The 26,530-nt window shown below is 57.6% G+C and carries 24 protein-coding genes and 1 pseudogene; 11 read left to right on the forward strand and 14 right to left on the reverse strand.

Translation table 11 applies throughout. From position 1 onward, the window contains the following. Positions 1–139: 139 nt before the first annotated feature. Positions 140–403 carry a hypothetical protein gene (locus KHU33_RS19255; protein WP_211465861.1) on the forward strand — a complete coding sequence of 88 codons (264 nt, stop codon included), beginning with the start codon at positions 140–142 and terminating at the stop codon, positions 401–403. A 15-nt stretch (positions 404–418) separates the two neighbouring features. On the opposite strand, the gene KHU33_RS19260 is transcribed toward KHU33_RS19255, so the two are convergent. Beyond that, complete coding sequence (locus tag KHU33_RS19260) at positions 419–922, reverse strand: hypothetical protein (RefSeq protein ID WP_211465863.1); 504 nt, start codon at positions 920–922, stop codon at positions 419–421. 86 nt (positions 923–1,008) lie between these two features. Then, positions 1,009–1,212 carry a hypothetical protein gene (locus KHU33_RS19265; protein ID WP_211465865.1) on the reverse strand — a complete coding sequence of 68 codons (204 nt, stop codon included), beginning with the start codon at positions 1,210–1,212 and terminating at the stop codon, positions 1,009–1,011. Between KHU33_RS19265 and KHU33_RS19270 the strand changes: the two are divergent. Both KHU33_RS19270 and KHU33_RS19275 read left to right on the forward strand, forming a co-directional pair. Next, positions 1,126–1,311: pseudogene (locus KHU33_RS19270) on the forward strand (acetyl-CoA C-acyltransferase); the annotation flags it as partial. The gene KHU33_RS19265 and the pseudogene KHU33_RS19270 sit on opposite strands and share 87 nt — an antisense overlap. A gap of 613 nt (positions 1,312–1,924) precedes the next feature. After that, complete coding sequence (locus tag KHU33_RS19275; RefSeq protein WP_211465867.1) at positions 1,925–3,595, forward strand: lactonase family protein; 1,671 nt, start codon at positions 1,925–1,927, stop codon at positions 3,593–3,595. Positions 3,596–3,927: 332 nt separating this feature from the next. On the opposite strand, the gene KHU33_RS19280 is transcribed toward KHU33_RS19275, so the two are convergent. Continuing rightward, the gene (locus KHU33_RS19280; protein WP_211465869.1) at positions 3,928–5,340 is read right to left on the reverse strand and encodes a hypothetical protein; all 1,413 of its coding nucleotides are present in this window, start codon (positions 5,338–5,340) and stop codon (positions 3,928–3,930) included. 672 nt (positions 5,341–6,012) lie between these two features. On the opposite strand from KHU33_RS19280, the gene KHU33_RS19285 reads away from it, so the two are divergent. Next, positions 6,013–6,204: a glycine zipper 2TM domain-containing protein gene (locus tag KHU33_RS19285; protein WP_211465871.1), complete on the forward strand. Its 192-nt coding sequence runs from the start codon at positions 6,013–6,015 to the stop codon at positions 6,202–6,204. 265 nt (positions 6,205–6,469) lie between these two features. Then, positions 6,470–6,787, forward strand: a complete 318-nt coding sequence (locus tag KHU33_RS19290; RefSeq protein ID WP_211465873.1) for a hypothetical protein — start codon at positions 6,470–6,472, stop codon at positions 6,785–6,787. 88 nt (positions 6,788–6,875) lie between these two features. Here KHU33_RS19290 and KHU33_RS19295 read toward each other — a convergent pair whose 3' ends face one another. The 7 genes from KHU33_RS19295 to KHU33_RS19325 form a co-directional block, all read right to left on the reverse strand. Next, positions 6,876–7,298, reverse strand: coding sequence for a type IV pilin protein (locus KHU33_RS19295; protein WP_211465875.1), 423 nt, complete (start codon positions 7,296–7,298; stop codon positions 6,876–6,878). A gap of 12 nt (positions 7,299–7,310) precedes the next feature. Next, entirely contained in the window at positions 7,311–9,152 is a 1,842-nt protein-coding gene (locus KHU33_RS19300; protein ID WP_211465877.1) for a pilus assembly protein, read from the reverse strand. Positions 9,153–9,181: 29 nt separating this feature from the next. Then, positions 9,182–9,760: a pilus assembly PilX family protein gene (locus tag KHU33_RS19305; protein WP_329956087.1), complete on the reverse strand. Its 579-nt coding sequence runs from the start codon at positions 9,758–9,760 to the stop codon at positions 9,182–9,184. After that, positions 9,757–10,299 carry a type IV pilus modification protein PilV gene (gene pilV / locus KHU33_RS19310; protein WP_211465881.1) on the reverse strand — a complete coding sequence of 181 codons (543 nt, stop codon included), beginning with the start codon at positions 10,297–10,299 and terminating at the stop codon, positions 9,757–9,759. The genes KHU33_RS19305 and pilV overlap by 4 nt, the downstream gene beginning before the upstream one ends. 122 nt (positions 10,300–10,421) lie before the next feature. Further along, entirely contained in the window at positions 10,422–10,733 is a 312-nt protein-coding gene (locus KHU33_RS19315) for a metal-sensitive transcriptional regulator (protein WP_211465883.1), read from the reverse strand. Between the two features lie 53 nt (positions 10,734–10,786). Continuing rightward, complete coding sequence (locus KHU33_RS19320; protein ID WP_211465885.1) at positions 10,787–12,295, reverse strand: sensor histidine kinase; 1,509 nt, start codon at positions 12,293–12,295, stop codon at positions 10,787–10,789. Next, entirely contained in the window at positions 12,292–12,975 is a 684-nt protein-coding gene (locus KHU33_RS19325) for a response regulator (RefSeq protein ID WP_211465887.1), read from the reverse strand. Before KHU33_RS19325 ends, KHU33_RS19320 begins: the two co-directional genes overlap by 4 nt. Before the next feature lie 204 nt (positions 12,976–13,179). Here KHU33_RS19325 and KHU33_RS19330 point away from each other — a divergent pair, with 204 nt between their 5' ends. From KHU33_RS19330 to KHU33_RS19355, 6 genes are all read left to right on the forward strand, one after another. Next, positions 13,180–14,163: a Bug family tripartite tricarboxylate transporter substrate binding protein gene (locus tag KHU33_RS19330; protein ID WP_211465889.1), complete on the forward strand. Its 984-nt coding sequence runs from the start codon at positions 13,180–13,182 to the stop codon at positions 14,161–14,163. A gap of 146 nt (positions 14,164–14,309) precedes the next feature. Then, positions 14,310–15,410: an ABC transporter substrate-binding protein gene (locus KHU33_RS19335; protein WP_211465891.1), complete on the forward strand. Its 1,101-nt coding sequence runs from the start codon at positions 14,310–14,312 to the stop codon at positions 15,408–15,410. A gap of 126 nt (positions 15,411–15,536) precedes the next feature. Further along, complete coding sequence (locus tag KHU33_RS19340) at positions 15,537–17,342, forward strand: ABC transporter permease (protein ID WP_211465896.1); 1,806 nt, start codon at positions 15,537–15,539, stop codon at positions 17,340–17,342. A gap of 13 nt (positions 17,343–17,355) precedes the next feature. Beyond that, positions 17,356–18,525, forward strand: a complete 1,170-nt coding sequence (locus KHU33_RS19345) for an ABC transporter ATP-binding protein (protein WP_230414401.1) — start codon at positions 17,356–17,358, stop codon at positions 18,523–18,525. Between the two features lie 42 nt (positions 18,526–18,567). Further along, on the forward strand, positions 18,568–19,641 hold the full coding sequence (locus KHU33_RS19350) for a porin (RefSeq protein WP_211465898.1): 1,074 nt from the start codon (positions 18,568–18,570) through the stop codon (positions 19,639–19,641). Between the two features lie 194 nt (positions 19,642–19,835). Continuing rightward, positions 19,836–22,025, forward strand: coding sequence for a M3 family metallopeptidase (locus tag KHU33_RS19355; RefSeq protein ID WP_230414402.1), 2,190 nt, complete (start codon positions 19,836–19,838; stop codon positions 22,023–22,025). A gap of 98 nt (positions 22,026–22,123) precedes the next feature. Here KHU33_RS19355 and KHU33_RS19360 read toward each other — a convergent pair whose 3' ends face one another. Genes KHU33_RS19360 through KHU33_RS19370 form a run of 4 tightly spaced genes read right to left on the reverse strand, consistent with a single transcriptional unit; the run spans position 22,124 to position 26,331 of the window. Further along, a complete protein-coding gene (locus tag KHU33_RS19360) occupies positions 22,124–22,609 on the reverse strand; it encodes an asparaginase domain-containing protein (protein ID WP_211465900.1) in 486 nt (161 codons plus the stop codon). Between the two features lie 40 nt (positions 22,610–22,649). Beyond that, complete coding sequence (locus KHU33_RS19365; protein WP_230414403.1) at positions 22,650–24,098, reverse strand: c-type cytochrome; 1,449 nt, start codon at positions 24,096–24,098, stop codon at positions 22,650–22,652. Further along, positions 24,095–25,708, reverse strand: a complete 1,614-nt coding sequence (locus tag KHU33_RS26525) for a GMC family oxidoreductase (protein ID WP_230414404.1) — start codon at positions 25,706–25,708, stop codon at positions 24,095–24,097. The genes KHU33_RS19365 and KHU33_RS26525 overlap by 4 nt, the downstream gene beginning before the upstream one ends. Before the next feature lie 2 nt (positions 25,709–25,710). Further along, complete coding sequence (locus KHU33_RS19370) at positions 25,711–26,331, reverse strand: sorbitol dehydrogenase family protein (RefSeq protein WP_211465902.1); 621 nt, start codon at positions 26,329–26,331, stop codon at positions 25,711–25,713. Between the last annotated feature and the right edge of the window lie 199 nt (positions 26,332–26,530).

Raw genomic sequence — 26,530 nt, forward strand, 5'->3', positions numbered from 1 at the left:
ATTACAACTCGGTTCGCCCGCATAGCGCCCTGGGGCAAATGGCACCGGACCAATTCCGGGTATTGCATCACAACGAAAACAGCGAGATTACTAACTTGCGATTGGTGCACTCAGCGGGGTAAGGTCAAAATGTACAACCATGATCTTCGACAAGCAACTAGAGTTTCGCCGACCGGAAGTTAAACAATACCGTAGATTTGGATGGCCAAGATTTGCTGAGGGCATCTGCAATGCGGTAACTCAACTGGCCACGGGCGCTGCCACCCTCATTGCCATTATTCTTGTCATATTTGGCGGCAGTGGGGCGATGACTTTGCCACGCACGCGCAAGGAGTTCGGTATGTTGCTAGTCGTATTGCTGGTTTTCGGGATTAGCATAGCCCTTGTTGCTCACTATCGTTGATCCCTCTTATCAAGATCAGGTCTCGACTTTCCGTCGCACGCCAAGTATTCCAAACAATAGCAAGCCGCATGAAAATGCAAACATCTTCAAAACAAAATCACGACTTGCTACAGCTTGTTGATCCAAATATTTTTGTGTTGGAGGCACTCTGTTGTAGATTTCGACATCGCTTGCGTACACACGAATAATCATCTTGGCGCAATACTCGGCGCGCACTAATGTGCCACTTTTGACCTGCTCTAACTCTCGAGCAGGCCCAATGCAACCACCTTTGCTACAAACCGCAATTTGAATATTTTGGTTCCGATCATTGCGTACTATGTCAGAACCACCTATCCGCAATAATGGTCCGTTTACTACTCGCGTGGGACTGACGTACCCAGAAGGCGATACCTCACAAACTGGCGCGACTGCGGGGCGCAACATGCTGCCTGCATAGACCAGTACTGATGTTATTCCGAGTATCGCGCCCGCGCTAATCACTGACCACCAGCGACTTGCTTTCTTCGTTTGTCTCATCAGATCTTTACCCTAAAAATAGGAATTGACGCCAACCTTAATAAGGTGTTTTCCAATTCGCGGTTATCGGACGCAAGTGCCCTCGGTTAAAGCAAGGCATCCCATAGCGCTGAAACCCGCGCCATACCAATGTCCGCGATTTCTTCATTAAGATCAACAAGCTCGCTATCTTCGAACGTACCGAAAACGATGCGAGAGTAGCAATCCCGGATGACATTCTGAATGTAGAAGGCGGCGCGATATCGGTCGAACATCCGTTCGGCATGTCCGGCGCTCGTCTGGTCGGACATGCCCTCATCGAAGGCAAGCGCCGCGGCATCAAATTCGTCGTAGTCACAATGTGTGTTGGTGGCGGGATGGGGGCTGCCGGGTTGTTTGAGGTCTTATAGGGATTTATTTCCAAACTAAAATTTAGTCGGGCATACCCTACCGGATTCTGCGGGTGTTCATCTACTGACAGATCGACCCAAATGAATGAAAGTGACAACTATAAGCGAGAGCCGCAGGAGACCAGAATCGGCCGGCATTCCGCAGGGAGCTAGCATGCAGATCTATCACCAGGCAAATGGGTTTTGGTTATCCACGGCTGCACGGCGCCTGGTCCGTCGCCTTGTGTGGAACGATGCGCTGGTCAACATAGCGACGTCGGAGTTCCGCGATGTCCATTATGCAGCGGCTAGCCCATGCAACGCTGCGCCGCTTGCCAACATCCTGCCTCCTGTCATATCTCGCTATTACCTTGATCCCCCACTTCGTTGCGCTGCGGCTTCGATGGCAGGCGTCCAGTCATCGATAGGCGGGGCGATCAGATAAGAAAAACTTAAAGGGAGAGTGGTCATGTTGAAACTGCAGCAGGTGCTTGGTGTGATGCGAAAGATGGCAGCAGGTAGTGGGGACATTCGGGTCGCGCATGGTGTCTCGCACCGTCTGCGTATCAGTCCTGACCGGCGCCCATTCCAACTTGACCGGACGACTGAATCGACGACGGTACGAAAATCAAAAATGAAAATGAAAACGACGCTTTTCAATGCATCCCTATGCCGGATGGCTGCGCTGGCGTTGAGCGTGGCGCTTGCCGGTTGCGGAGGAGGCGGAGGCGGAGGCGGAAGCACAGCTGGGGCTGGGGCTGGGTCTGGGGTTGGGTCTGGAGGCGCCAATGGTGGCGGCGTCGTTCCTCAGGGAAGTTATCGAATCTCCGGTACGGTTTCCGGCCTGGCCGCCGGTGCGCAAGTCACCTTGCTCGATAACGGCGGTGATGCGCTGACCGTGAGCGCCAACGGCGCCTTCACCTTCGCCACCCCGGTGGCCTATAACGGCAGCTATGCCGTTACGGTGAGTACGCAGCCTGTCGGGCAGACTTGCTCGGTTTCCGGCGGCACCGGAGCAGGAGCAGGCGTCACCGCCAACGTTGGCAATGTCGCCATCGTCTGCTCGGCCAATGCCTACACCATCGGCGGCAGCGTCTCTGGCCTGGCCAATGGCGCCCAAGTCACCCTGCTGGATAACGCCGGCGATCCTTTGACGATCAATGCCAATGGCGCCTTCACTTTCGCCACCCCGGTGGCCTATAACGGCAGCTATGCTGTCACGGTTAGCACGCAGCCTTCCGCGCAGTTTTGCTCGATTTCCGGCGCCAGCGGATCGGGCGTCACCGCCAACGTCGGCAATGTCAGTGTCGTCTGCAAGTTTATTTACGCCTACGTGACGAACAACGGCAGCAACAGCGTTTCGCAATACTCCATCGGCGCGGACGGTACCCTCACGGCGATGAGCCCGGCAACCGTCAGCACCGGATCGAGTCCATACTGGGTCACCGTAGATCCGTCGGGCAAGTACGCTTATGTGACGAACAACGTCGGCAACAGCGTTTCACAGTACACCATCGGCGCGGACGGCGCCCTCACGGCGATGAGCCCGGCAACCGTCAGCACCGGATCGAGTCCATACGGGGTCACCGTGCATATATCGGGCAAGTACGCTTATGTGACGAACTACGTCGGCAACAGCGTTTCACAGTACACCATCGGCGCGGACGGCACCCTCACGGCGATGAGTCCCGCAACCGTCGGCGCCGGAACCGCTCCGTCCGGGGTCACCGTGGATGTATCGGGCAAGTACGCCTATGTGACGAACTTCAGCAGCAAAAGCGTTTCGCAGTACACCATCGGCGCGGGCGGCGCCCTCACGGCGATGAGCCCGGCAACTGTCAGCACCGGAAGCGCTCCATACGAGGTCACCGTGGATCCATCGGGCAGGTACGCCTATGTGTCGAACAACGGTAGCAACAGCATTTCGCAGTACACCATTGGCACGAGCGGCGCCCTCACGGCGATGAGCCCGGCAACCGTCGCCACCGGATCCAGTCCTGACGGGGTCACTGTGGATCCGTCGGGCAAGTACGCCTATGTGACGAACTTCGGCGGCAACAGCGTTTCACAGTACGCCATCGGCGCGGACGGCACCCTCACGGCGATGAGCCCGGCAACCGTCGCCACCGGATCCTACCCGGCCGCCGTGGATCCATCGGGCAAGTACGCTTATGTGGCGAACAATGGCAGCAACAGCGTTTCGCAGTACACCATCGGCGCGGGCGGCGCGCTCGCCGCCATGACTCCGGCAACCGTTCCTGCAGGGAGCACCCCCATATCCATCGTCACGACCACAGGGCGCTAATTTGTCGTCAGCCAGAGGCCGTCACGGCCGGTGCGATTAGAGGCGTGACGGTTGCGCGTCAGCTAGCGTCTATTCAGTATGTACTCTGTGCGGCCGCCGGCGCTGATGAGTCCGCTGACTTGCCACGCTCTCCAGACGACCTGATTCGATTCAATTCAATTGCCTGCGCTATGGTGAAGCATAGGTTCAGGCAACCTCAAGCAGCTCCACGAGGAGCTCGTCGATTTGGGATTCAAAGGATCTTACGACAGGGTCGCTGCGTTCGCCAGGCAATGGAGAGAGGGTCAAACGGAGTGGGTCAATGCAGCGCGCAAACGAACATGCGATCCGATTTATTTCAAATTTAGCTTTGGTGCACGTTCAATAACGCCAATGTAGTTACATAGCCAAAGATCGATGGTTTTTCCACGAAATAGTACCGATGGCGGACCTTTCCGTTTAATGTTTCCCCAAACTCCTGCGTGAGTTCCGAAGGGAGCCCCTGGCCCATACCAGGCGTACGAAACCTCTACCTTTGATGATTTTGAAACTGACGACGGCAGTTGCAGCGCAATGGTTGTTGCGTTTGTAAAACTAACACTTTTCACGGGAACATCAATACCTTCTGCTTTTACGTGAAATCCCAATTGTGATGCTCGTTCTATCTGCGATGTGTCAATTTCCGGCTTTCCGAAACCAACCATCGGAGCCGATACTTTTAGAGAGATTTTTGAGCCGTTAATCTGCCCTGAGACGATTCTAAATGGCTCCCAATGTATCCCGGCAACGAGAGTATAAAACTTGGCTAATCCTTCCGCTTCGCCATATTGAGCATAACCGATACCACTGTGGTGGACATTGTCACCGGCGGCAAATGGGTAGGGGTAGCGAGGATTAACAAGATGAAAGCGTGATAGATCGGAATACGAAAAATCTAGCTGTCTTAATGTATTTGGCGATTGAACTGTCATGTCAGAAACACCGCCGAACATGTCGATATAGTAATGCAGCGGTTTATCTTCCCCGCCATTGCCACTATTCAGAGCCAACTTATCGAATGCACTGACCATCTGCTGCAGCTGCTGGAAATAGTCGAATTTGTCAGTCGGAGAAAACGAGCCGTGTGTCCAGCCAACACCTAGCCAACGCGTTAGCTTTCCGTTCGAACTATTGATCGCTCTAATTTTGCTTATGGCGTTCAGCATGACGGTCCATTGCTGTGTGCCGGGTTGAAGTTGCTGCCACGTATACCCAGGATATGCCATGCCAAAATCTACAACGTTGAAGGGCGAGTAACCATTTCCTTTGCTTAGCTTAACGAGTGTTCGAGCAGCGATATTTCCGATATTTCCAGATGCATTGCCAGAGCTGCCTGTCACTGTGTTGCCCCAGTTTAATTCTTCCAGGTCACCATATTGCTCAGCGACCCAAGGGGAACTAATTGCTGGGAGTAGTGTTGTCGTGTTTTTGGCTTTCGGTGCAAATGCGAGTGATTTTTTTTCGTCTGGAATTAAATCAGAGCCAGCCACTGGTTGTGATTGAGAGCGCCAAGATTGGCCGTAGCTGATAAATGCATTCATGATTTTCGATTCGTCTGCACGTCTATTATCAAATTTGACGGGATTTTTTTCGAAAATTGGCATGTTTTTACCATGCGATTCTTCTCTCCGTTTATTGGAATCGCCATGTAATACGGCTTCATCTCCAATCGCTATTTTCGAAACGGATAGGAAGAGAAGAGCAATCAACAGTTTCGATGATGACATTTTTATTTATATGGATTCATATTTTTAGAAAATATCATTTTACTCATCTCAGAGGCGACTGCCTTTATATCTATACCTGAAACAGTCTGAGAACCTATCTTCCAACGCAACATACCCTTAAAGCATAGAGTCGCTCGCTCTGAATTTTATTTGCATCTATCGATAAATTGATACGCATTACTTTTAAGTACACAGGTAAGTACGCAAATCCTGTATGGAGTCCCCAAATCCAAAATACAGAAAAGGCTTCCAGTCACTATCAGGTTTCTTTGTTGAGATGGCAATCTGGCGGAATTACTCTGTCCGCTAATCACCGCAGGCTGCTTAACGCCTATAGCCAACAATTAATAGCGGTTAGGAGCTTCATCGCGGCGCCGGTCATCGTGGTGCTCATGCCATTCACCTCCGTCTCTATAACCACCGTCCCTCGGGCCGTATGGGGCGACTACGCAACCGCTTAGCAGCACAGTCAAACCGAATAAAATAGCGAGGCGTTTCATGGCGTGCTCCTGGATGATTGATGACCACTGTTTCGACGCCTGAATCTGCTTATCGTTCATTTCAAAAGGACCAGCCGAGCCGCTGGTCCTGTATGTTAGCTGCCGCACTGACACCCCTCTAACCCGCCTGTATGCTGATCTAGCCTGCATCATTGCCAGGAGGAGATCCGCCATGAAAATCGCACAAAGATTTGCCTTGATAGCCGTTACTGCGCTCATGTTGCTTAGCGTGGAAGGGTGTTCGTCGACCGCAGTCGGCGCCGGTGTAGGTGCGGTAGGCGGCGCCGTCCTGACGGGCGGCAGCGCGGCCGGCACCGTGGGCGGTGCAGTAGTCGGCGGCGTGATTGGACACGAGATGAAATAGTCGCCTGGATATAGCCGATCGGGGGCTGCATCGACGGCCCATGGCGCGTCTTTCGTCTCAGCCTCTGTCCGGTAGATGCCTATCAGATTCTTGCAACATGGCAAATAAACAAAACCACCATAATTTTGCACTCTTCTCCACTACATTCATTTACTTAAAGTTACACTTGTTGCCCCTAAGAGCAACATTGACTAACCATTGTCCGTACACTGAAGCTATGAAATGGCGGAATCGCCCTATGCAGTGCTGGCAAACAGGAAATATTATGAAAAAACTTTTAGCATGTCTGGCGTTGGGCGCTATCGCCGCCGGTGCTTGCGGCAGCGCTGCCGCCGGCGTTAACGTCGGAGTCGGCATTTACGTCGAACCGCCGCCGCAACCGTATTACCCTCCGGTTGTGCAATACGAACCTCGTTATGTGCCTGCGCCGGTGTATTACCCGCGGCAAGAAGTCTATGTACAACCTGGCTGGGTCGAGCGTCGCGAGTGGCGCGAGCGCCGCGATGACGAATGGCGTCGTGAAGAATGGCGACGCCGGGATGAACGCCATGAACATCATCGCCATCATGATGATGACGACTAAACTCCACCGAGCCCGCTGCCTGCGGGCTTTTTAACGATTATTCCGCTGTCATGCTCAGTAAATCAAACCGCAGCAGCACATAAATACGTCAGCTTCCCCAGCATTCTTTCAACGACGCGGTATTGCCGATAAGTCCGCGCGCACCGGTATGATCCAAGGTGAAGCTGCCGCACTTGTCCGGAACAGACGGCACTGCGCGCAGTTGATAGGCCGTAGCTTGCGCTTTCCCGGTGGTCAGACTGATCACATATTTTTCGGCGCCGCTGCGCGGAGAGCGGTTCAAGCCATCGGGCAATATAGGAATCTGATGGTCATTGCCAAGGTAGTTGTGATGCACGGAGAAGCGGCGCTCCATCCAGCTGGCGGCTTCCAGCAAGACTGCTCGCGCGGCAACTCGTTGACCGCGTCTGACGTGTTCACTATAGCTGGGCAACGCTACGCTGCTCAGGATGGCGACAATCGTCACCACTGTCATGATTTCGATCAGGGTGAAGCCTCTTTGTTTGCGCATCTCTGGTTTCCCCTAGCCCGGATCAGGCATACTCGGCGGCGCCGGCAATTGGCGCCAGGTTCTTATCGGGCGGCGCTGCACTGGATTCAAAGCGATCGCCTGCGGCTTGCCATCGCGGCCATTTATCACGAGTTGCCGGCGGCCATCCGGCAACTTGATGGCGGCGGGTGTAACGGTTGCTGCAGCCACTTCTATCATTGAAATATTTTGCGGAAAATCCGCCAGTGCGGCCTCGGTCGTGGCGCCGCCTATGGTGTAGTCGATTCCAATCAGATACGATTTTTCTTCAGCGGAAGAATAGGTCAGCGCCCACAGCACGCCGTCGATGATCTGCAATTTTCCGACCACGTTGCCGGCTTTTTCGGGCAGGTCGATATACCAGCCGCGCTGCTTGCTCCAATTGATGGCGTTGCTGCTCAATTGCCATTTTCCGCCTTCGCCTTCTGTCAGCGTTTGTCGTTGCAACTGAGTACGATCCGCAACAGGGCCGGCGTCGATCTTGTCCCGGATGCCGTACAAGCTTGAGGTTTGCGATTTGTTCCTGGCGCCGCCGGGTTCCGCTCTGCCGGCGCCGAACATGACGATGGCGCCGCCTCTGGGATGATGCTCAAGCAAGGGTTGCTGCATGAGGGATTGCATCTTGCCGCGGCCATCGGTGGCGACAAACAGGGGACGGCCGTCGAACCCGAGCTGCCAGCGCTCCGCTTCGCTTGCGCTCAGATCGAACTTCCAGAGACTGCCATGCAAATCGCCGGCGTAGGCTGTGCTTACTTCACGCTGCTTATTGAACACCAGTGCCGGCGTCGCCAGACCATTCGGGATCACGGAATCTGCAGTACCGGCAATCAGCTTTCTGATCAAGCTGCCGCTGGCCAGCTCAACCAGATACATTGCGGCGCGCTGCTTCCCGCTTTGATAGCCGTTGCCATACATTGCGGCCCAAGCGCCATTGCGCAGACGAATCGCAAACGCCTCGCCCAGCAAATAGCCCATGTCGTCATCGGCTATTCCCTGGCCATCGTCTCCTGCACTTTTTTGCCACAGCAAGGGATAGTCAAGCGGCGCAGCCGGATTGCTGACATCCAATGCAAACAGGCTCTTCGCAGCAGCACCGGTTGAACCCAGCAAGATGGTTTTCCATTCCGCGCTGCCGCTATGACCGAGATAAGCGTCGCCGGCTGTCAGCAAACCGTCAACGAACAAGCGGTGCACATAGTCAGCTTCGCTCAGTAACGGCAGATAGGCAAAAATCGCGTGCGGAATGAATGCTGTTTTTTCCACGCCGCTGACAGCATCGAAACCGTGCAGCATGCCGTCGTTGGCGCCGACATAGAGCATGGCGCGACGCTGCTTCTTGCTATTGACAAAACGCTGGTAACTGTCGCCGCCGTCTGCCGCAGGCAACAAGTGATAGGCGGAATCGGAGATACCGATATACAGCGGCGCAGAATTGACGATGTCGCCAAGTTTGCCTTTGCGATTCCGGAATTGGCCAACGCCATGCCGAATTTCCAGCGCGTCGTTGCCACGCAAATAGTGCAAGACATCCTCCGAGGACAAGGCGGATTTTTGCATATCGCTCATTTGCCGCCATTCGAACGGTGTAACGACGGCGTCAGCGGCGGCAGTCAGAATATGCCGCGCCTGCCACGGCGGAATCAAATCGGCGGCGTCCCATTGCGCTGTTTCGGCAATACCGCTTTTACTGATCGGATAAGCTTTGACATGCCCTTGCCATATTGTTGTCTCATAGCTGGTTGCATAGATAAACGGCGGCTGATCCGGAGTATTTTCAGCCCGGGCGACAGCAGATATCAGCATGATTGCGCAGAGACCCGGAAAGACAACTTTCATGGCTGGTACTTTCTCCGTGAAGAACGTCGTTATAAGAGTAAATAGCTTTGCAACAGCACCACGGCTGCAGTGCTCGCGCCTATCCCACGCGCCGTAACCCTGTACGCCAGCCGTTGTTGTGAAAACTGCGGTGGAAGTTGCTGCCGGTACTGCAGGTCTGCATCGAACTGCAGCCGCTCAACCAGACAACGTGGCGGCGCGGCGGCCACCGTGCCTTCGCTGCTCATGCGCGGTACGGATACCGAGATCTCATCGTTGCGCCAGCTATCGGCGATTTCCCAGTAGGGTTTGCTGCTTGCGCCATCGACCGTAACCGGCCCTTGCTTGAGCTGCGGGATGGTGACCGGCGACAGCCTTAATTGATTTTCACAAAAACGCAAGGCGTGTTCCGCGGCTTGGAACGCCATTTGCTGATTGCCGGCATTGGTTGCCATTTTTTCTTCCAGCAGCGCGGCACGCAAGGCGCCAAAACCGAGAAACATCATCACCAGCAGAAAAATCAGCAGCATCGGCAAAATCAAGCCACGCTGCCGGCGATAGTGCGGGCGATCCTGAAGCGAGACGTATGTTACGGATGCGCGGCTGCAACGGCGCTGACAATCTTTCATGGGAAAAACGCGGTGGCGAAGCAATGCACATCTTTATGCAGAACCCTATCGGCTGCGCCGGACTGGCAATTTTTTGCGACCGGATCAAGTTCGTCGCCGGCGGTAAGCGTATCCAGGAAATACACCTTGACCGTGAAACCGTCCGTCACGGAGCCGGCGATCTCGCCCCAGCCGCCAGTCATCGCATTGCTGAGGCCGGTGCGCCATTCATGGATATCTTTTGCCGCCAGTTCCTGCGGCGTGCAATTGGCGGAATGGAAGCAGGACGGGGCGGACTCGCCGAGTGTTGGATAGGTCTGCTGCGACAAGTCATATGCGCCGCTATGTGCACCGCGGATATTGGCGCGCACGCGCTCTGCGAGATCGGCGCTGAACTGGCTGGCCATGGCGCGCACATGCGCCGTCTTCTGATAGCGCAACGCAACCGTCTGTATATCGATCAGGGCGAACATGGCGAAGGCGATGATGACGATTGCCACCAGCACTTCTATCATGCCTATCCCGGACTGGATGGCGGTGTGATTGCCGGCTAAGATCATGTTCCTCCTCTTTTCAGTTCAACTTCTTCTGAAAAGAATTATAGGAATGACAGGCCAGCGGCGAAATAGTTTATCGGCTTAAAGTTTGCTGCAACCGTGGTGAAGAAAATTTCGGGACAACTTCAGGCAAACTTATCCAGCAGCGCCGCCAGATTCCTGGCGCTTTGCTGAGCTTGTTCTGGATTGGCGGCGGCAGCGGTGTGGGTAACGATGGCGTCTGTCAACAGGGTGATGAACGCTCTGTCCAGCGCTTTGCGGGCGGCCGCCAGCTGCTGGGCGACGCTGTCGCAATCGGCAGGCACCGCAGCGTTGGCGATCAGTTTCTGCACCCCGCGGATCTGGCCTTCGACGCGCGCCAGCCGGTGCAATAGATCTTTTTTCTGCTCATCCGTCAGCGCCGTGCCCGTTACCACTTTGATGGCTGTATCGCTCAAAGCTTGCCTCCCTAACGTAGAAACACTAGAAAATATCGATATGTCTAACGCTATCAGGAATTCAAGGATAAAGGTAAGGGGAAATTGAGCGTAACCTTAAGGCCCGGAGCCTGGTCTTTGCTGTCACTCGCCGCGGCAAGCGTAATCTGCGCACCGTGCGATAAAGCGATATCGCGCACGATCGACAAGCCGAGGCCGGCGCCGCTGGGGTTTTGCTGCTGTGCGGACGGGGCACGGTAAAACGCGGAAAACACGCGCTCCCGGTCTTCTTCGGCGATGCCCATGCCGCTGTCTTCCACTTCCAGCAGGGCGCGCTGCGCCACGCTATCGCGCCGCACGCGCAAGACAATCTTGCCGCCGGCCGGCGTGTAATGAATCGCATTGTCCAGCAAATTGCTGATCAATTCGTGCAGCAGCAAGGCATTGCCATTGACGATCAACCGGTCGGCTGCATCGAACGACAGATCGATCTGTTTTTTCACTGCGGCGGGCGCCTGCTCCAGCGCGACCTGGCGCGTGATGCCGGTGAGCGAAGCCGGCGCACTGCCGCTCTCGGCTGCGCCATGCTCGGCACGCGCCAGCGTCAGCAGCCGATTGGCCAGATGGACGGTGGCGTCGGTGGTGCCGGCAATGCTGGCGACGATTTCACGCAGGTTTTGCCAGGCGCGCGCATCGTTGGGATTGCGGTCAAATTCGCGCAGGGCCAGTTCCGCTTGCGTCTTGAGCACGGTGAGCGGGGTGCGCAGCTGATGCGAGGCATCGGCGATGAAACGGCGCTGGCCGGTAATCAGCGCCTGCAGGCGCCCCATATAGCCGTTCATGGCTACCACCAGCGGCCGCACTTCGCGGTGCACCTGGCTGACTTCGAAATCCGCCAGATCGGTGTTGGCGCGCGCTTCCACCGCTGCTTTCAGCTGCATCAGCGGACGCAGCACAAAGCGCACTGCAAACCATACCAGCAAGGCTGCCACGCTCACCAGCAAACCTTGCCGCCACATGGTGCTGAACAGGATTTTGCGGGTCAGGTCGCTGCGTGCATCCATGGTTTCGCCGACCTGGATCAGTGCGATGCCGCGCACCGGATCGTCATACATCGGTTGATACAGGGCGGCGATGCGCACCGCCTGGTTGTGATAACTGGCGTGATAAAAGCGCACCAGCGCTGGATAAATTTCGGAGCGCGGCACATCCGGCGGCAATGCCGGCAGATCTTCGTAGCCGGACACGAATTCTCCGCGGGTGCCGGTCACTTTGTAATAAATACGTCCCAGCGTATCGGTTTCAAAACTGTCCAGCGCCACATACGGCACATCGGCAACCAACTTGCCGTCGACCACCGCCACCCGTTCCGCCAGCGCCCGGGTCGAGGCCAGCAGGGCGCGGTCGTAGGCCAGGTCGGCCACATCGAGTGCGTTGCGATAGACTGAGAATGCATCGAACGCCACCAGCAGCAGCAAAGGGATCAGAAGCCAGCGCAATAACTGGCTGCGCAAGCTGCCCAGGGATTTGGCTGGTTTGAGCTTGGAATTGATCTCGGCTCGATGAGCGGGCGGCGCCGTCATTTTTCTGCGGCGACTTCCAGCAAGTAACCCAAGCCGCGCAAGGTGGTGATGGCGACTGCTTCGGCGCCGCTGCGCTGCAATTTCTTGCGCAAGCGGTGTATATAGATTTCAATCGCGTCGGGATTGGCGTCGTCGACCAGTGAAAATACCTCATCGAACAATTTTTCCTTGGATACCACGCGGCCGGCGCGGCTGATCAGCACTTCCAGCACCGCATGCTCGCGCGGCGTCAGCGCCAGCGCCGCATTGCCATAACTGAACATGCGCGTCACCGTATCGAACTGCAAAGCGCCGCAACTGTAGACCGGCGCTTCGCCGCCTTGCGCCCGCCGCAGCAAGGCTTTGACGCGCGCCTCCAGCTCAACCAGTTCGAACGGCTTGGCCAGATAATCGTCGGCGCCGAGGTTCAAGCCTTGCACCCGGTCTTGCAAACCGCCGCGCGCGGTCAGGATCAATACCGGGGTTTTGCTGCCGCGCGCCCGCAAGCGCTTCAATACTTCCAGTCCATCCATTTTCGGCAAGCTCAGATCCAGTATCACCAGCGCATACTGCTGGGTGTGCAACAGGCTGTCGGCATCGGCGCCGTTCATGGCGCATTCGACCGACCAGTGTGCATCCTGCAGCGCCTTGGTCAGCCAGCGCGATAACTCAACATGGTCTTCGATCAGTAAAATCCGCATGGCTTTGAACAACGCTAGTAACTAAAATTTGAAAACGACCGTCAATACTCACACAGAAAGCCACACTTGGCAAAATCTGAGTGAAAGGAAAATGAAAGACTGCGGCCGTTATGATGCAAAAAAACGTATAAAGCCCTGGTTTCGCAGCTGCTCGATATTGCAGCGAGTATTGCAGTGAAACAACAACAGAATGGGTAGGAGACAATGACTTCCACTATCGCCTGGATTGCCGCACTCAGTGCATGTGTCACGCTTTGCGCTCACGCAGCGCCGCTGCAATCGCCTGTCCAATGCATTGCGCCGGCCAAGCCCGGCGGCGGCATGGCTGTGACTTGCAAGCTAGTCCAGAAAGGCTTGCAACTGCCGGCTGCAGGCGCAGCCCAAGACGACTCGGTCAAGATCAGTTACCTGCCAGGCGGCATCGGCGCCGTCGCCTGGAATTCCATCGTCACGCAAAGACAGGCCGAAGCCAATACGCTGGTCGCGTTTTCCGGTGGTTCCCTGATGAACCTGGCGCAAGGAAAATACGGCGCCGCCGATGTCAGCAATGTACGCTGGGTAGCTGCGATCGGGGTTGACTACGGCATGATCGCGGTGCGCAGCGATTCGCCGTATAAAACCTTGCGCGACCTGCTGGACGCACTCAAGAAAGATCCATCCAAGCTCACCATCGGCGCGGCCGGCACCGTGGGCAGCCAGGACTGGCTGAAAATTTCCATGCTGGCCAAGCAAAATCAGATTAACCCCAAGCACCTGCGCTTCGTCGCGCTGGAAGGCGGCGGCGAAGCATTTACCGCCTTGCGCGCCGGCCATGTGCAAGTGGTTTCCGGCGACGCCTCGGAAGCTACCTTGCATTCGCTCGACGGCGAAATCCGCGTGCTGGCGGTGTTATCCGAGCAGCGCCTGCCGGGTGCGCTGGCCGATGTTCCCACTGCTCGCGAACAAGGCATGGCCGTCAGCTGGCCGATCATCCGCGGCGTTTATATGGGGCCGCAAGTCAGCGACGCCGACTATAAGCGCTGGGTGAACACTTTCGACAAAATGATGGCGACCCCGGAGTTCGACCGCCTGCGCGCCCGCAACGGACTGTATTCGTTTGCGTTGAGCGGCGACCAGCTAACTGCATACATTAAAAAAGCCGTTGAAGACTACCGCAAGCAATCGGACCAGCTTGGCTTGATTAGATAAATCCAGCCGCGGCTTTCAGGCCCGCAGCCAACGTTTTTCCTCCGCAAGCAACACCAGATGGCAGCCATAGCCCGGCTGGCTTCGGCTCGCCTGCGCCTTTTTGAATGACTCAACCTAAGCACCATAACCATCAGGAGATGACACCCATGCTGATCAAAAAACCTCTGGCAAGCGCACTCGCCATTCTATCCTTGAGCTTGACGCTGAACGCCTCGGCGCAAGCGCCTGCCAACTATCCGGCCGACTACGCCAAGATCGTCGACGGCGCCAAGAAAGAAGGCAAGCTGGTGCTTTACAGCGCCACTGATTCCAAAGCCGCAGAACCCTTGATCAAGGATTTCAGCACGCTCTACCCGGGCATCAAAGTTGAATTCAACGACATGAATTCGACCGAGGTATACAACCGCTTCATTTCCGAAGCCGCTGCCGGCGGCGCCACTGCCGACGTGTTGTGGTCTTCAGCGATGGATCTGCAATTCAAGCTGGTCAGCGAAGGCTATGGCGCGGTCTATAGATCGCCGGAAACCGCCGCGATTCCAGCCTGGGCCAATTACAAGGACAGCGCCTACGGCACGACCTTCGAGCCGATTGCGATCGTCTATAACAAGCGCCTGGTCAGTGCCGACGAAGTACCTTCCACCCACGCCGACCTGGTCAAGCTGCTGAGCAGCAAGGCCGACAAGTTCCGCAACAAGGTCACCACCTACGATATCGAAAAATCCGGTGTCGGCTTTTCCTTCATTACCGAAGATGCGCAAATCAATCCGCAGTTCTGGGACCTGGCAAAGACCTTCGGCGATGTCGGCATCCGGGTGCAGTCGTCAACCGGCACCATGCTGGAAAGAATTTCCTCCGGCGAGAATCTGATCGGCTACAACGTGATCGGTTCTTATGCGCAAGCCCGCGCTGCAAAAGATCCTTCGATTGGCGTCGTCTTCACCAAGGATTACAACCTGGTGCTGTCGCGCGTGGTTTTCATCAACAAAGCTGCGAAAAACATGAACGCGGCCAAGCTGTGGATCGACTATCTGTTATCGAAGCGCGGCCAGACCATCATCTCGAATGAATCCCAGCTGTATGCATTGCGTTCGGATGTCAGCGGCCATGCCACGCTGGCCAGCCTGACCACACAACTCGGCAGCGCGCTCAAGCCGATTCCGATTACACCGGCCTTGTTGCAATACCTGGATCAAACCAAACGCCTGGCATTCCTGAAGCAATGGAAAGCCGCTGCGGGGAAAAAATAACGCAACTCTGCGTCATTCCCGCGCACGCGGGAATCCATTTTTGCTTATTTGACTTAATAACCTGGATCCCCGCGTGCGCGGGGATGAAGGATTTTTACGACGCAGATATCTCTGCAGGGTGCAACTATGACTTCGATTTCTCCTCCCCATCCACTGGCCAGCCGCTCCCGGCTGGCGCGCCTTAACTGGCCGCGCGGGCTGGTGGTCACGCTGGCGGCAACGGCGATTTTCCTGCCGCTGATACTGATTTTTTATCAAAGCTTTTTATCCGCGCCCTTTTTTGCGCCGATCAAAATCCTGAGCCTGGAACCGTATCGTTTCATCTTCGACGATCCGGATTTCCGCCAGGCTTTCATTAACGGCTTGCTGCTGGCCAGCGGCCTGGCCTTTATTGCCGTGCCGCTGGGCGGCATGCTGGCGTTCCTCATGGTGCGCACCGATCTGCCCGGCCGCAACTGGATCGCGCCGATGCTGCTGCTGCCGATTTTCGTATCGCCGATGGTGATCGCTTTCGGTTATGTGGTGGCGATGGGGCCGGTCGGCTTCTATACGGTCTGGATGCAGGACTTGCTGCGTCTGGCCGGCATCGAAGCGACGCCGTGGAATGTGTATGCCTTCCCCAGCATCGTCATCATCGCCGGCCTGACGCATGTGCCGCACGTTTATCTGTATGCCTCGGCCGCGCTGAAGAGCCTGGGCGCCGACGTCGAAGAAGCGGCCCGCGTGGCCGGCGCCTCGCCTTTGCAAGTGGCGCTGAATGTCTCGCTGCCGATGATCATGCCGGCGCTGGCCTATGCCGGCGTGCTGGTGTTTTTCCTCGGTTTCGAAGTGTTCGGGCTGGTGCTGGTGCTGGGCGATCCGGAAGGCCATCTGGTGCTGCCGACTTATCTGTACAAGCTGACCAACAAACTCGGCACGCCCTCCTATCACTTGATGGCGGCGGTGGCGGTGTGTCTGGTGGCGGTGACTCTGCCGCTGGTGATGATGCAGCGCTGGCTGCTGCGTTCGGCCAATAAATATGTCTCGATCAAGGGCAAAGGCGCACGCCAGAAAGCGCTGCCGCTGGGTAAATGGAAATGGCTGGCGTTCAGCCTGATCGCGGCCTGGCTGATTTTCACGATCGTGATTCCTTTGTCCGGCATCGCCTTGCGTGCGTTTGTCTCGCATTGGGGTTACGGCGTATCGCTGATCGACACTTTCACCTTGCAGCACTTCCGCGATATCTGGGAGCAGCCGGCGCTGATGCGTGGCATCGTCAACACCATCCTGATCGGCGTCATCGGCGGTGCGATTGCGGTCGCTTGTTATTGCTGCATTGCGCTGGCGATGCATCGCAAAGCCGACGGCGTCACCCGCTTCCTCGATTACAGCGTGCTGATCCCGCGCGCCGTGCCTGGCTTGCTGGCCGGCTTGTCGTTCCTGTGGGTATTCTTGTTTGTGCCGTCATTCCTGGACAGTCTGCTGAAGGGCTATGACAACGTGATTGCGCTGTGGCTGGTGGAACATGTGATTCCGCAATTGCGCGAACTGCGCTCCACCATTTTCTCGGTGTGGCTTGCGTACTCGGTGGTGTGGCTGGCTTACGGCTTGCGTCTGATCACCACGGCGCTGTTGCAGGTCGGCCCGGAACTGGAAGAAGCGGCGCGTGCGGTCGGCGCCCGCCGTTCGCAGGTGACGCGCGATGTGACGCTGCCGCTGGTGCGTTACGGCGTGCTCGGCGCCTGGTTGATGGTGTTCCTGATTTTCGAACGCGAATATTCGACCGGCGTCTATCTGCTCTCGCCCGGCACTGAAGTCATCGGCGCCCTGATCGTCTCGCTGTGGGCCTCGGGCTCGGTCGATCTGGTTGCCACTCTTTCCTTTATCAACATCACGCTGGTGGCCATCGGCCTCGGCATCGCACTGCGCTTCGGCGTCAAGTTGCACGACTAATCAGGAAATCACCATGAGCGAATTAAGCGTCAATAACTTGCATCTCGACTACGGCAGCGGCGCCAGCGCCAATCCGATTCTCAAAGGTGTGTCGATGGAATTGCAGCGCGGCGAAGTGGTTGCGTTGCTGGGGCCGTCGGGCAGCGGCAAGACCACTCTGCTGCGTGCGGTAGCCGGTCTGGAATCGCCGAAATCGGGCAGCATACAGATCGGTGAACGGGTCATGTTCGACGGCCATCGCAAACTGGAAATTCCGGCGGAAGAACGCAATCTGGGATTGGTGTTCCAGTCCTACGCGCTGTGGCCGCACAAGACCGTGTTCGACAATGTCGCTTACGGTTTGAAGCTGCGGAAAATGAATGGCGGCGATATTGCGGAGCGCGTCAAGACGGTCTTGAACCAGCTCGGCCTCGGCCATCTGGGCGACCGTTTCCCGCATCAATTGTCGGGCGGCCAGCAGCAGCGGGTCGCCATCGCCCGCGCGCTGGTGTACAACCCGCCGGTGATCCTGCTGGATGAACCGCTATCCAACCTGGACGCCAAGCTGCGCGAGGAAGCCCGCGCCTTCTTGCGTGAGCTGATCGTGCGCCTCGGCTTGTCGGCATTGATGGTGACGCATGACCAGGCCGAGGCAATGGCAATTTCCGATCGCATCCTGTTGCTCAATAACGGCAAGATCGAACAGCAGGGCACGCCGCAGAGCATGTACGAAACGCCCAACACGCTGTTCACGGCGGAGTTCATGGGCAGCAACAACCGCCTGCGGGCCAAGGTGTTGCAGCGTGACGGCGAGCCAGCCTTGCTGCAGATGGCAGGCGGCAATGTCAAGGCGACGCTGCGCGGACCAACTGCCGGTAACGATGGCGGAGACGCGATTGCGATTATCCGCGTCGAGCAAGTCAACATCTCCGATACGCCCACGGAAAACGCCATCAAGCTGCCGCTGTCGACCTGCATGTATCTGGGCGACCGCTGGGAATGCGTGTTCCGCAATACCGGCGCCAGCGGCGCCGACAGCACCGTTCTGCGCGCCTATGCAAGGCAACGGCTGGCGCCGGGCGAATACTGGCTGCAATTGCCGCAACACGCGCTGTGGGCGTTTCCGCTAGAAATTCCGGCATCACAGAAAGGGGGGAGTTCTACACCCGTATCAAGCAACAGCCTTTATGCAGCTCAGTCGTAACCGCACAACCAACAAAAAAATCTATACATCGGAGGAAGTAACATGAAGAAGACACACCTGGCGACGGCCACCCTCGCCGCCATCGGCATGCTGACGACCGGCGCTTACGCCCAAACCAGCGTCAGCATCTACGGCATCGTCGACACCGGCGTCGAATATGTGAATCACGCCAATGCCCGCAAGGACAGTCTGTTCCGTTTGAGTTCCGGCGCCATGAATACCTCGCGCATCGGCTTTCGCGGCACCGAGGATCTGGGTGGTGGACTGAAGGCCGTATTTCAACTGGAAAACGGTTTCAAGACCGATACCGGCGAACTCGATAGCGCCGGCCTGCTGTTCGGCCGCCAGGCCAATGTCGGCCTGGACGGCAGCTTCGGCCGCGTCGTTGCCGGCCGCTCCTATTCCACCACCTATGATTTCATCCTGCCGTTCGACCCGATGGGTTATTCCGGCCAGTATTCATGGGTGACATCGGCCGGCGCTACCGGTGGCCGCAAGGACGGCATGCTGACCAATCTGCCGAACATGATCAAGTACACGGGGAAATTCGGCAGCTTCAAGCTGGGCGCGACCTATGGCTTCGGTGAAACTGCCGGCAACACCAGCGACAACGCAAAATACGCACTCGGTGTCGGCTACGAAGCCGGCCCGTTCCGGATCGCCGCGACATTTGACCGGGTCAACGGCGCCGCCGCCGTCGCCAACGGTGCTTATGACAAAGCTGCCAGCATCCACCTGGCCGGCGATTACCAGCTCAGCAGCAATCTCGCGCTAGACCTGGGCTATCGCAATTACAAGAAAACGCTGGCCTCGAATGCGCCCGATCTGCGCAGCGATTTCTTCTGGGGCGGCGCTACTTACAAAGTGACGCCGGTAGTGACGCTGATCGGCGCCATCTACTACCAGAACATCAAGAACGTCGCCAGCGGCAAGGATGCCGATCCGATCATGTATTCGGTGCGTGGCAAGTACGCACTGTCAAAACGTACCGACCTGTATCTGAGCGCGGCCTATGCCAAGGCAAAGAACCAGCAACTGGTCGGTGTGTCGCGTGACGATATTGCCTACGGCAGCGGCCAGACCGGCGTCATCGGCGGGATTCAGCACCGCTTCTAAAACCGCGTTTCTAAAGCCGGGCTAGGCACAGTAACGTACTGCTTTCGAGACGAAAGACATGGAACCTTTTCCATGTCTTTCGTGCTTTTCACACATCGTTTTTTCAAAGTATCGCGCGATTCACCTGGTTCTGATTGCTGGCGTAAAATGTTTCGTCAGAAAAACAATACCAAGTTCCAATACAAGGAGAATCGATGCAAGCTTCTACACGCCGTATCTCGCTATGCGGATTGATGTTGACCGCAGCCGCGGGAATGATGGGCTGCAATACGCCGGCCAAGACGTCGCAAGCCGCCACTGCGGTTACTGCCGCTGCCAGTTCCCCCTTCGCTCAAGTCAGTTCCCTGCCATACAACCTGCCGCCGTTCGACCAGATCAAGGATGCGGACTATCAGCCGGCGTTCGAAGCCGGCATGGCGCAGCAGCGCCAGGAAGCCGGTGCGATCGCGGCTAATCCAGCGCCGCCGAGCTTCGACAACACGATCGTCGCCCTGGAGCGTTCCGGCCGCATGCTGACCCGCGTCAGCGACGTCTTCTTCAATCTCGTCAACGCCAACACCAGCCCTGTGCTGGACCAGACCCAGCAAGAGATGGCGCCCAAGCTGGCGGCGCATAAGGACGCCATCTTTCTCGATCCGCAGCTGTTCGCGCGCGTCGAGCAGCTGTATCAACAGCGCAGCGCGCTGGGCCTCGATCCCGAGTCGCTGCGGCTGCTGGAACGCTATCGCACCGAATTCGTCAGAGCCGGCGCCCGCTTGTCGGCGGCCGACAAAGATCAGCTGCGCCAGCTGAATCAGCAGATTTCTTCGCTCACCACGCAATTTCAGCAAACCCTGTTGAAAGCGAATAACGACGGCGCGGTGGTGGTGGATCGGGTGGCCGATCTGGACGGCTTGTCGCCGGAAGCGATCGCCGCCGCGGCGCAGGCCGCCAGCAATCGCAAGCTCGACGGCAAATGGCTGATCGCGCTGCAAAACACCACCGACCAGGCAATCCTGGCGCAACTCAAGAATCGGCAGCTGCGCGAACGCATCTATACCGCCTCGATCAGCCGTGCCGACGGCGGCGGCGACGATAACGTCGCCGGCGTCGCCCAGATCGTCAAATTGCGCGCCCAGCGTGCTGCGCTGCTGGGTTACTCCAGCCACGCCGCCTATGTGCTGGAAGACGAAACTGCCGGCACGCCCGACGCCGTCAACCGCATGCTGGCGCAGCTGGCGCCGGCAGCTGCCGCCAACGCTCGCAAGGAAGCGGCAGCGATGCAACAGCTGATCGACCGCCAAGCCAAGGCCAGCCATACCAAGCCGTTCAAATTGCAACCATGGGACTGGGCGTTTTATGCCGAACAAGTACGCAAGGCGCGCTACAACTTCGACGAGGCCCAGATCAAGCCTTACTTCGAATTGAACCGGGTGCTGCAGGATGGCGTGTTCTACGCCGCTCACCAGCTGTACGGCGTGAGTTTCAAGGAGCGCAGCGACCTCCCGGTGTATCAGAAAGACGTGCGGGTGTTCGAGATATTCAACGAGGACGGTTCGCCCTTAGGCTTGTTCCTGTTCGATCCCTTCGCACGCGACAACAAGCAGGGCGGCGCCTGGATGAACAGCTATGTCTCGCAATCGAGCCTGTTCGCGGCCAAGCCGGTGGTGTCCAACAATATCAACATCGTCAAGCCGGCGGCCGGCAAACCGGTGCTGCTCAGTTTCGACGAGGTCAACACCATGTTCCACGAGTTCGGCCATGCCTTGCACGGCTTGTTCTCCAACGTCCGGTATCCGCTGTTCTCCGGTACCGAGGTGCCGCCCGATTTCGTCGAATACCCGTCGCAGTTCAACGAGATGTGGGCGCACAATCCGCAAGTGCTGGCCAACTATGCCAAGCACTATCAAAGCGGCAAGCCGATGCCGCGGGCGCTGCTCAACAAGGTTTTGGCAGCACGTAAATTCAACGCCGGCTTCGAGACCTCCGAATACCTGGCGGCGGCCATGCTGGACCAGGCCTGGCACCAGCTGCCGGCGGATCAGACACCTGCCGTCAAGGGCGTGATGGCGTTTGAAGCGCGGGCGCTGCAGGCGGCAGCAAGCGGCGACGGTTATGTGGTGCCGCCGCGCTATCACACGCCATATTTCCAGCATATCTTCGCCAGCGGCTATTCGGCCGGCTATTACGCTTACATCTGGAGCGATGTGCTGGCCAAGGATAGCGAGCATTGGATGAATACCCACGGCGGCTTGCGGCGCGCCAACGGCGACCGGTTGCGGGCCAAGGTGCTGTCGCGCGGCTTCAGCGACGATCCGAGCGCCTTGTTCAAGGATTTCTACGGACGGGGGCCGGAAGTCGGTCCGTTGCTGGAGGCACGCGGTCTGACGGGCGTTGCCAGATAACCGTAAGCGCATGTGACCGGGATGGCGTCATCCCTTTGGTTTGAACGTGAAAACGGGGCAGAAATTCTGCCCCGTTTTTTTATACCTTGGAAAAAACATTACAACGGCTCAAACACGCCCGCCACCCGATTTTTTTCCACCTTGTCCCATGCAAAAATCTTGCCGTTCATCGCCACGTACACGCCATGCGGCAAGACTTGCGCAACGCCGCAGGCAAAACCGAAATTGAACAGGGCGTCGGAATTGGCGATGACGTAGGGAATCATCGCGCCGGTCACCACAATCGTCTTTTCGAGCGCTGCCGCACCCAGCACGGCGGCAGTCTCGCGCATGGTGTCGGTGCCGTGGATGATCACTATCGCCTGTTCTGTGGCATGGGTGCAAGAGGCCAGCACGCGCCGCCGGTCGATATCCTGCATGTCGAGCGAATCCAGCAGCGGCAACTCTTCCAGCGCGATCTCGGCGGTGATGCGGGCGCGCTGGATCACTTGCGGCAGATGGCTGGCGGCGAAGGTCAGTTTGCCGGCGATCTCGTCGTAGTGCTTATCGAAGGTGCCGCCGGTGGCGATGATACGTAAGGCCATGGGAATCCGTTTCCTTTTCAATAATGGTGGCTGATTGCGGTCATGTCGGCTGCTTGCGCCGACGACGTGTGAGCAGCGAAAACAATATAAATACCACGATCAACGCCGCCGCCGCCAGTCCCGGCGGTAATAAAGATGCCAGGGGCGAGACTGGCCCGCCTTGACGCTGGGTTTTCACCAATTCGGCTGTGACGGCGGGAGCGTCGGCATGGCCATATTGCTTCAAGACATAGTTGGCCAGCGTTGCAATCTGGGCATCGTCCAAATGATCTGCGAAGCCGGGCATGAAAGCCTGGTCATCCTTGCCGCGGCGCTGGACGCCGTTGAGAATCACCATCAGCAGATTGCCGGGATCGCGCGTGCCCACCACGCTATTGCTGAACAGCGACGGATAATAGCCGCCGACGACGCCGCTGCCGCTGGCCGAGTGGCAGCTGGCACAGTTGCCGCTGAATAGTTCGGCGCCGCCGGAAGCATTGCTGCTGACCGACACGGCGGCAACGCCTCGCAGATCGGCATCGTCATCGGCAGGCTGGCCCCAGGCGTAACGCGGCTTTTTGTCGGCCAGATCGTTGATCGGCGGCACGCTGCGCACATAAGTGACAATCGCTTTCAAATCGGCGTCGCTCAGATATTGCAAGCTATGCTCGATGGCTTCCGCCATGCCGCCGGCAGCAGAAGCCTTGCCCGGCACCAGGCCGGTTTTCAGATACTGCGTCAGTTCTTCATCCTTCCAGCCGCCGACGCCGCTGATTGGATCCGGCGTGATGTTGAACGCCGTCCAGCCGCCCAGCTGCGCACCGGCGAAGGCGCGCTTGCTGTTGACGCCCATGGTCAGGTTACGCGGCGTATGGCATTCCTGACAGTGGGCCAGGCCTTCCACCAGATACATGCCGCGATTCCATTCGGCGCTCTTGGCCGGATCGGCCTGCCATTCGCCGGGCTTGAAGTTGAACAGATTCCAGCCGGCCAATATCCAGCGCTGATTGAGCGGGAAGGGCAGTTTGTTTTCCGGCGTCTTTTGCTGGATTGCCGGCAGGCTGAACAGATAAGCCTTGATCGCCAGCACGTCGTCGCGCGACAGCTTGGTGAACGAGGCGTAAGGGAAAGCCGGGTACAGATGCTCGCCGTTCTTGCCGATGCCGTTATGCAGCGCCCGGATGAAATCTTCGTCGCTCCAGTTGCCGATCCCGGTTTCCTTGTCCGGCGTGATGTTGGGGCCGTAGATGGTGCCGAACGGCGTCGCCAGCGGGTAACCGCCGGCGAACGGCTTGGCCTGGTCGACAGTGTGGCAGGCGATGCAGTCGGCCGCTTTGGCCAGGTAAGCGCCGCGCGTTATCTGGTCGGCATTGGGAGCGGCAGCGGGGGCAGCAACCACCGCATCGGCAGCAGGAGTTGCAACTGCGGCGCCATGCACCATGCCGGCGGCCAGCGCCAAAGCACCGGCCCAGCGCGGAAGTTGGCAAGCGAGTCGGAAGCGGGCCGTCATAGTACCGTCCTCAATGTATCGGCGATGCGGAGGGACAGTGCCGCGATAGTCAAGGTGCAATTCACCGTACCGGCGACCGGCATGACCGAGCCGCTGGCGATGAACAGGTTTTCGTGATCGTGCGAACGGCAGTGGGCGTCGACCACCGAATCGCGCGGATCGCCGCCCATGATGGTGGCGCCCATGATGTGATTGTTAGGCGCGAAATCATCGTCGAACTTGATTTCCGTGCCGCCGAACATGGCCGCGATGCTGGCGTAGGCCTGATGTGTCAGCACCGCGCTTTTCTTGACGTAATCGTTGATCGAGTAAGTGATCTCCGGCTGCGGAATGCCAAGCGCATCGCGCTTTTCGGTACTCGGCCGTATGCGGTTTTCCGGGTCCGGCAAAATATCGTGGAAGCTGTTGATATTCACCGTGCGCGCCGCGCGGCGGCGGATTTCCTGATTCAGTTTGACCCCGACCAGGCCGTCTTTCAAGGCCGTCTGCGCGGCGTGATTGGTCTGCGCCATATTATTCAAGTGCAGCTTTTTGGCCGCGTATTCAGCGCGGAAAGCGCCGTCGCGCATGTCCACGATGGAAGTCATTTCTATCGGACCGCGCCCCGGCCACAAGTCTTCATTAGCGAGGAAGGTAACGCCGGTGCCGGGATGGTCCATCAAGTTGCGGCCGACCTGATCGGAGCTGTTGCCCACGCCTTTGCCATGCTTGTCGTCGGTCGACATCAGCATCAGTTTGGGAATTTCGATACCGTTCGCCGCCAGCACGAAATATTTACCGGTGACGCGGTGCGTGACGCCTTGCGGATCTTTGTAATGCACAGCGCTGATGCGTTCCTTGGCATCGACCTCGATCCGGTAAACCACGGCGTCGGCCAATACCTTGGCGCCGGCTTTTTCGGCTTTCTCGACGTGGATGATGCCGCTGTACATGGCAGCAATCGGACAGATCGGCATGCAGTTATTGTTGCCGCAGCAGTTAGGCCGCTGGTCGTAGGCGCGGCTGTTGCGCGCCACCGGTTCCGACACCACCTTGTGGCCGGCGCCATTCACCACGGCGCTGAAGCGCTGGTCATTCCAGGATAGCGGCAGGTGATCCATCGGATAGGGTTGCTTGCGCGGCGAACCGAGATCGGTGCCATCGTTGGGACCGGACACGCCCAGCTCGACTTCAGCCCGATAGTAATAGGGCTCCAGCTCGTCGTAGCTGATGGGCCAGTCGCGGCCGACGCCATACAGCGTCTTCATCTTGAAATCGTTGGGCAGAAAGCGCCAGGCGGCTGCGGCCCAGTGCCAGGTAGTGCCGCCTACCGCACGGATGTATTGCGAATTGTATTTATGCGTACCCTTGAGGATCAGATAATTATTTTCCGGCGTGTATTCGGGATGCGGCGCATGTTTGGTGGACGGGTAGGGCACCATGAAATCGTCTTTGCTCGGCGTGTTCCGATAATTTTCAACGATGCGCCAGCGTTCCAGCCGTGGCCCGGCTTCCAGCACCAGCACTGAAGCGCCGGACAAAGCCAGTTGATGCGCCACCAGGGCGCCGGCGACGCCGGAACCGACAATTACTACGTCAGCAGCTAATGTTCCAACTGAGTTGTCAGCCATGTTCAAATCCTCGCTTTCAAGACTGCCGGCTGGGTAACCCAATAACCGGGGGCGGCACGACAATAAGTCGGAACAACCACTGCATCGCGCACCTGATCGAACATCAACGCCTGTTCAAATGCGATCACCTTGGCGCCGCCGGTGACACCGCCGTCGCCGACTACGCCCAGATACCAGGCGCTGACGATCGTATGCAGAACCAGCGATAGCGCAGTATCGTTGCCGACTGCGGCTGCCAGGTTGTCGACGTCCTTGATGTTGTGATCGAGGCTGTATTGCCACAACGCTGCAGCCTGTTTTTCAAACTCGATCGTTTGGTTGCCGAGCGCGCCATACAGCCTGGCGCCTATGCGCGGATTAAGTTTCGGGGCGCCGGTCAGCAGAGCCGACAAGGCCATGAAATTGGTTTGTTGCTGGTTGCTGGCACTAGGCGGGGAACTGGCTGGGGTGATAGTCTGCGCTGATGCTTGCTGCAGCCAGCGTGGAGTGCTCATCACTGCGAAACTGACGCCGGCCAGTAACATGAGACTGCGCCTGCTGGCGGAAAATACGCGCTTGCCGTTGGCTGCGCCGATGGGTTGGTCGTTTGATCGCTCGTCTACAACTGGTGGACGTTGCTTCATAGGGCTAGTCCTTTCTGCCTTGAGGGTTGCGTGATTATACAGGGCCTGTTAACAATTGATTTGTGAGTGCGAACGCGCGGCAGGCGTTGCGTGCCTAGGCGCAGCGACGCGACGTAGCGGTGCCACGGCAAGGAGCTGCAACAACGGCATGCGACGCCTGCAGCCGTTCCCGGAGGGTTCCAACCAAAACGTGCGCTGG

Origin of the sequence: Collimonas silvisoli, assembly GCF_018305005.1 — a bacterium.
Taxonomy (GTDB): domain Bacteria; phylum Pseudomonadota; class Gammaproteobacteria; order Burkholderiales; family Burkholderiaceae_D; genus Collimonas; species Collimonas silvisoli.

What these genes read in the sequence shown, in the direction of transcription:
- KHU33_RS19255 (WP_211465861.1), top strand. Translation starts at nt 140, where the DNA reads ATGATCTTCGACAAGCAACTAGAGTTTCGCCGACCGGAAGTTAAACAA.
- KHU33_RS19260 (WP_211465863.1), bottom strand. Translation starts at nt 922, where the DNA reads ATGAGACAAACGAAGAAAGCAAGTCGCTGGTGGTCAGTGATTAGCGCG.
- KHU33_RS19265 (WP_211465865.1), bottom strand. Translation starts at nt 1,212, where the DNA reads ATGTCCGACCAGACGAGCGCCGGACATGCCGAACGGATGTTCGACCGA.
- KHU33_RS19275 (WP_211465867.1), top strand. Translation starts at nt 1,925, where the DNA reads ATGAAAATGAAAACGACGCTTTTCAATGCATCCCTATGCCGGATGGCT.
- KHU33_RS19280 (WP_211465869.1), bottom strand. Translation starts at nt 5,340, where the DNA reads ATGTCATCATCGAAACTGTTGATTGCTCTTCTCTTCCTATCCGTTTCG.
- KHU33_RS19285 (WP_211465871.1), top strand. Translation starts at nt 6,013, where the DNA reads ATGAAAATCGCACAAAGATTTGCCTTGATAGCCGTTACTGCGCTCATG.
- KHU33_RS19290 (WP_211465873.1), top strand. Translation starts at nt 6,470, where the DNA reads ATGAAAAAACTTTTAGCATGTCTGGCGTTGGGCGCTATCGCCGCCGGT.
- KHU33_RS19295 (WP_211465875.1), bottom strand. Translation starts at nt 7,298, where the DNA reads ATGCGCAAACAAAGAGGCTTCACCCTGATCGAAATCATGACAGTGGTG.
- KHU33_RS19300 (WP_211465877.1), bottom strand. Translation starts at nt 9,152, where the DNA reads ATGAAAGTTGTCTTTCCGGGTCTCTGCGCAATCATGCTGATATCTGCT.
- KHU33_RS19305 (WP_329956087.1), bottom strand. Translation starts at nt 9,760, where the DNA reads ATGAAAGATTGTCAGCGCCGTTGCAGCCGCGCATCCGTAACATACGTC.
- pilV (WP_211465881.1), bottom strand. Translation starts at nt 10,299, where the DNA reads ATGATCTTAGCCGGCAATCACACCGCCATCCAGTCCGGGATAGGCATG.
- KHU33_RS19320 (WP_211465885.1), bottom strand. Translation starts at nt 12,295, where the DNA reads ATGACGGCGCCGCCCGCTCATCGAGCCGAGATCAATTCCAAGCTCAAA.
- KHU33_RS19325 (WP_211465887.1), bottom strand. Translation starts at nt 12,975, where the DNA reads ATGCGGATTTTACTGATCGAAGACCATGTTGAGTTATCGCGCTGGCTG.
- KHU33_RS19330 (WP_211465889.1), top strand. Translation starts at nt 13,180, where the DNA reads ATGACTTCCACTATCGCCTGGATTGCCGCACTCAGTGCATGTGTCACG.
- KHU33_RS19335 (WP_211465891.1), top strand. Translation starts at nt 14,310, where the DNA reads ATGCTGATCAAAAAACCTCTGGCAAGCGCACTCGCCATTCTATCCTTG.
- KHU33_RS19340 (WP_211465896.1), top strand. Translation starts at nt 15,537, where the DNA reads ATGACTTCGATTTCTCCTCCCCATCCACTGGCCAGCCGCTCCCGGCTG.
- KHU33_RS19345 (WP_230414401.1), top strand. Translation starts at nt 17,356, where the DNA reads ATGAGCGAATTAAGCGTCAATAACTTGCATCTCGACTACGGCAGCGGC.
- KHU33_RS19350 (WP_211465898.1), top strand. Translation starts at nt 18,568, where the DNA reads ATGAAGAAGACACACCTGGCGACGGCCACCCTCGCCGCCATCGGCATG.
- KHU33_RS19355 (WP_230414402.1), top strand. Translation starts at nt 19,836, where the DNA reads ATGCAAGCTTCTACACGCCGTATCTCGCTATGCGGATTGATGTTGACC.
- KHU33_RS19360 (WP_211465900.1), bottom strand. Translation starts at nt 22,609, where the DNA reads ATGGCCTTACGTATCATCGCCACCGGCGGCACCTTCGATAAGCACTAC.
- KHU33_RS19365 (WP_230414403.1), bottom strand. Translation starts at nt 24,098, where the DNA reads ATGACGGCCCGCTTCCGACTCGCTTGCCAACTTCCGCGCTGGGCCGGT.
- KHU33_RS26525 (WP_230414404.1), bottom strand. Translation starts at nt 25,708, where the DNA reads ATGGCTGACAACTCAGTTGGAACATTAGCTGCTGACGTAGTAATTGTC.
- KHU33_RS19370 (WP_211465902.1), bottom strand. Translation starts at nt 26,331, where the DNA reads ATGAAGCAACGTCCACCAGTTGTAGACGAGCGATCAAACGACCAACCC.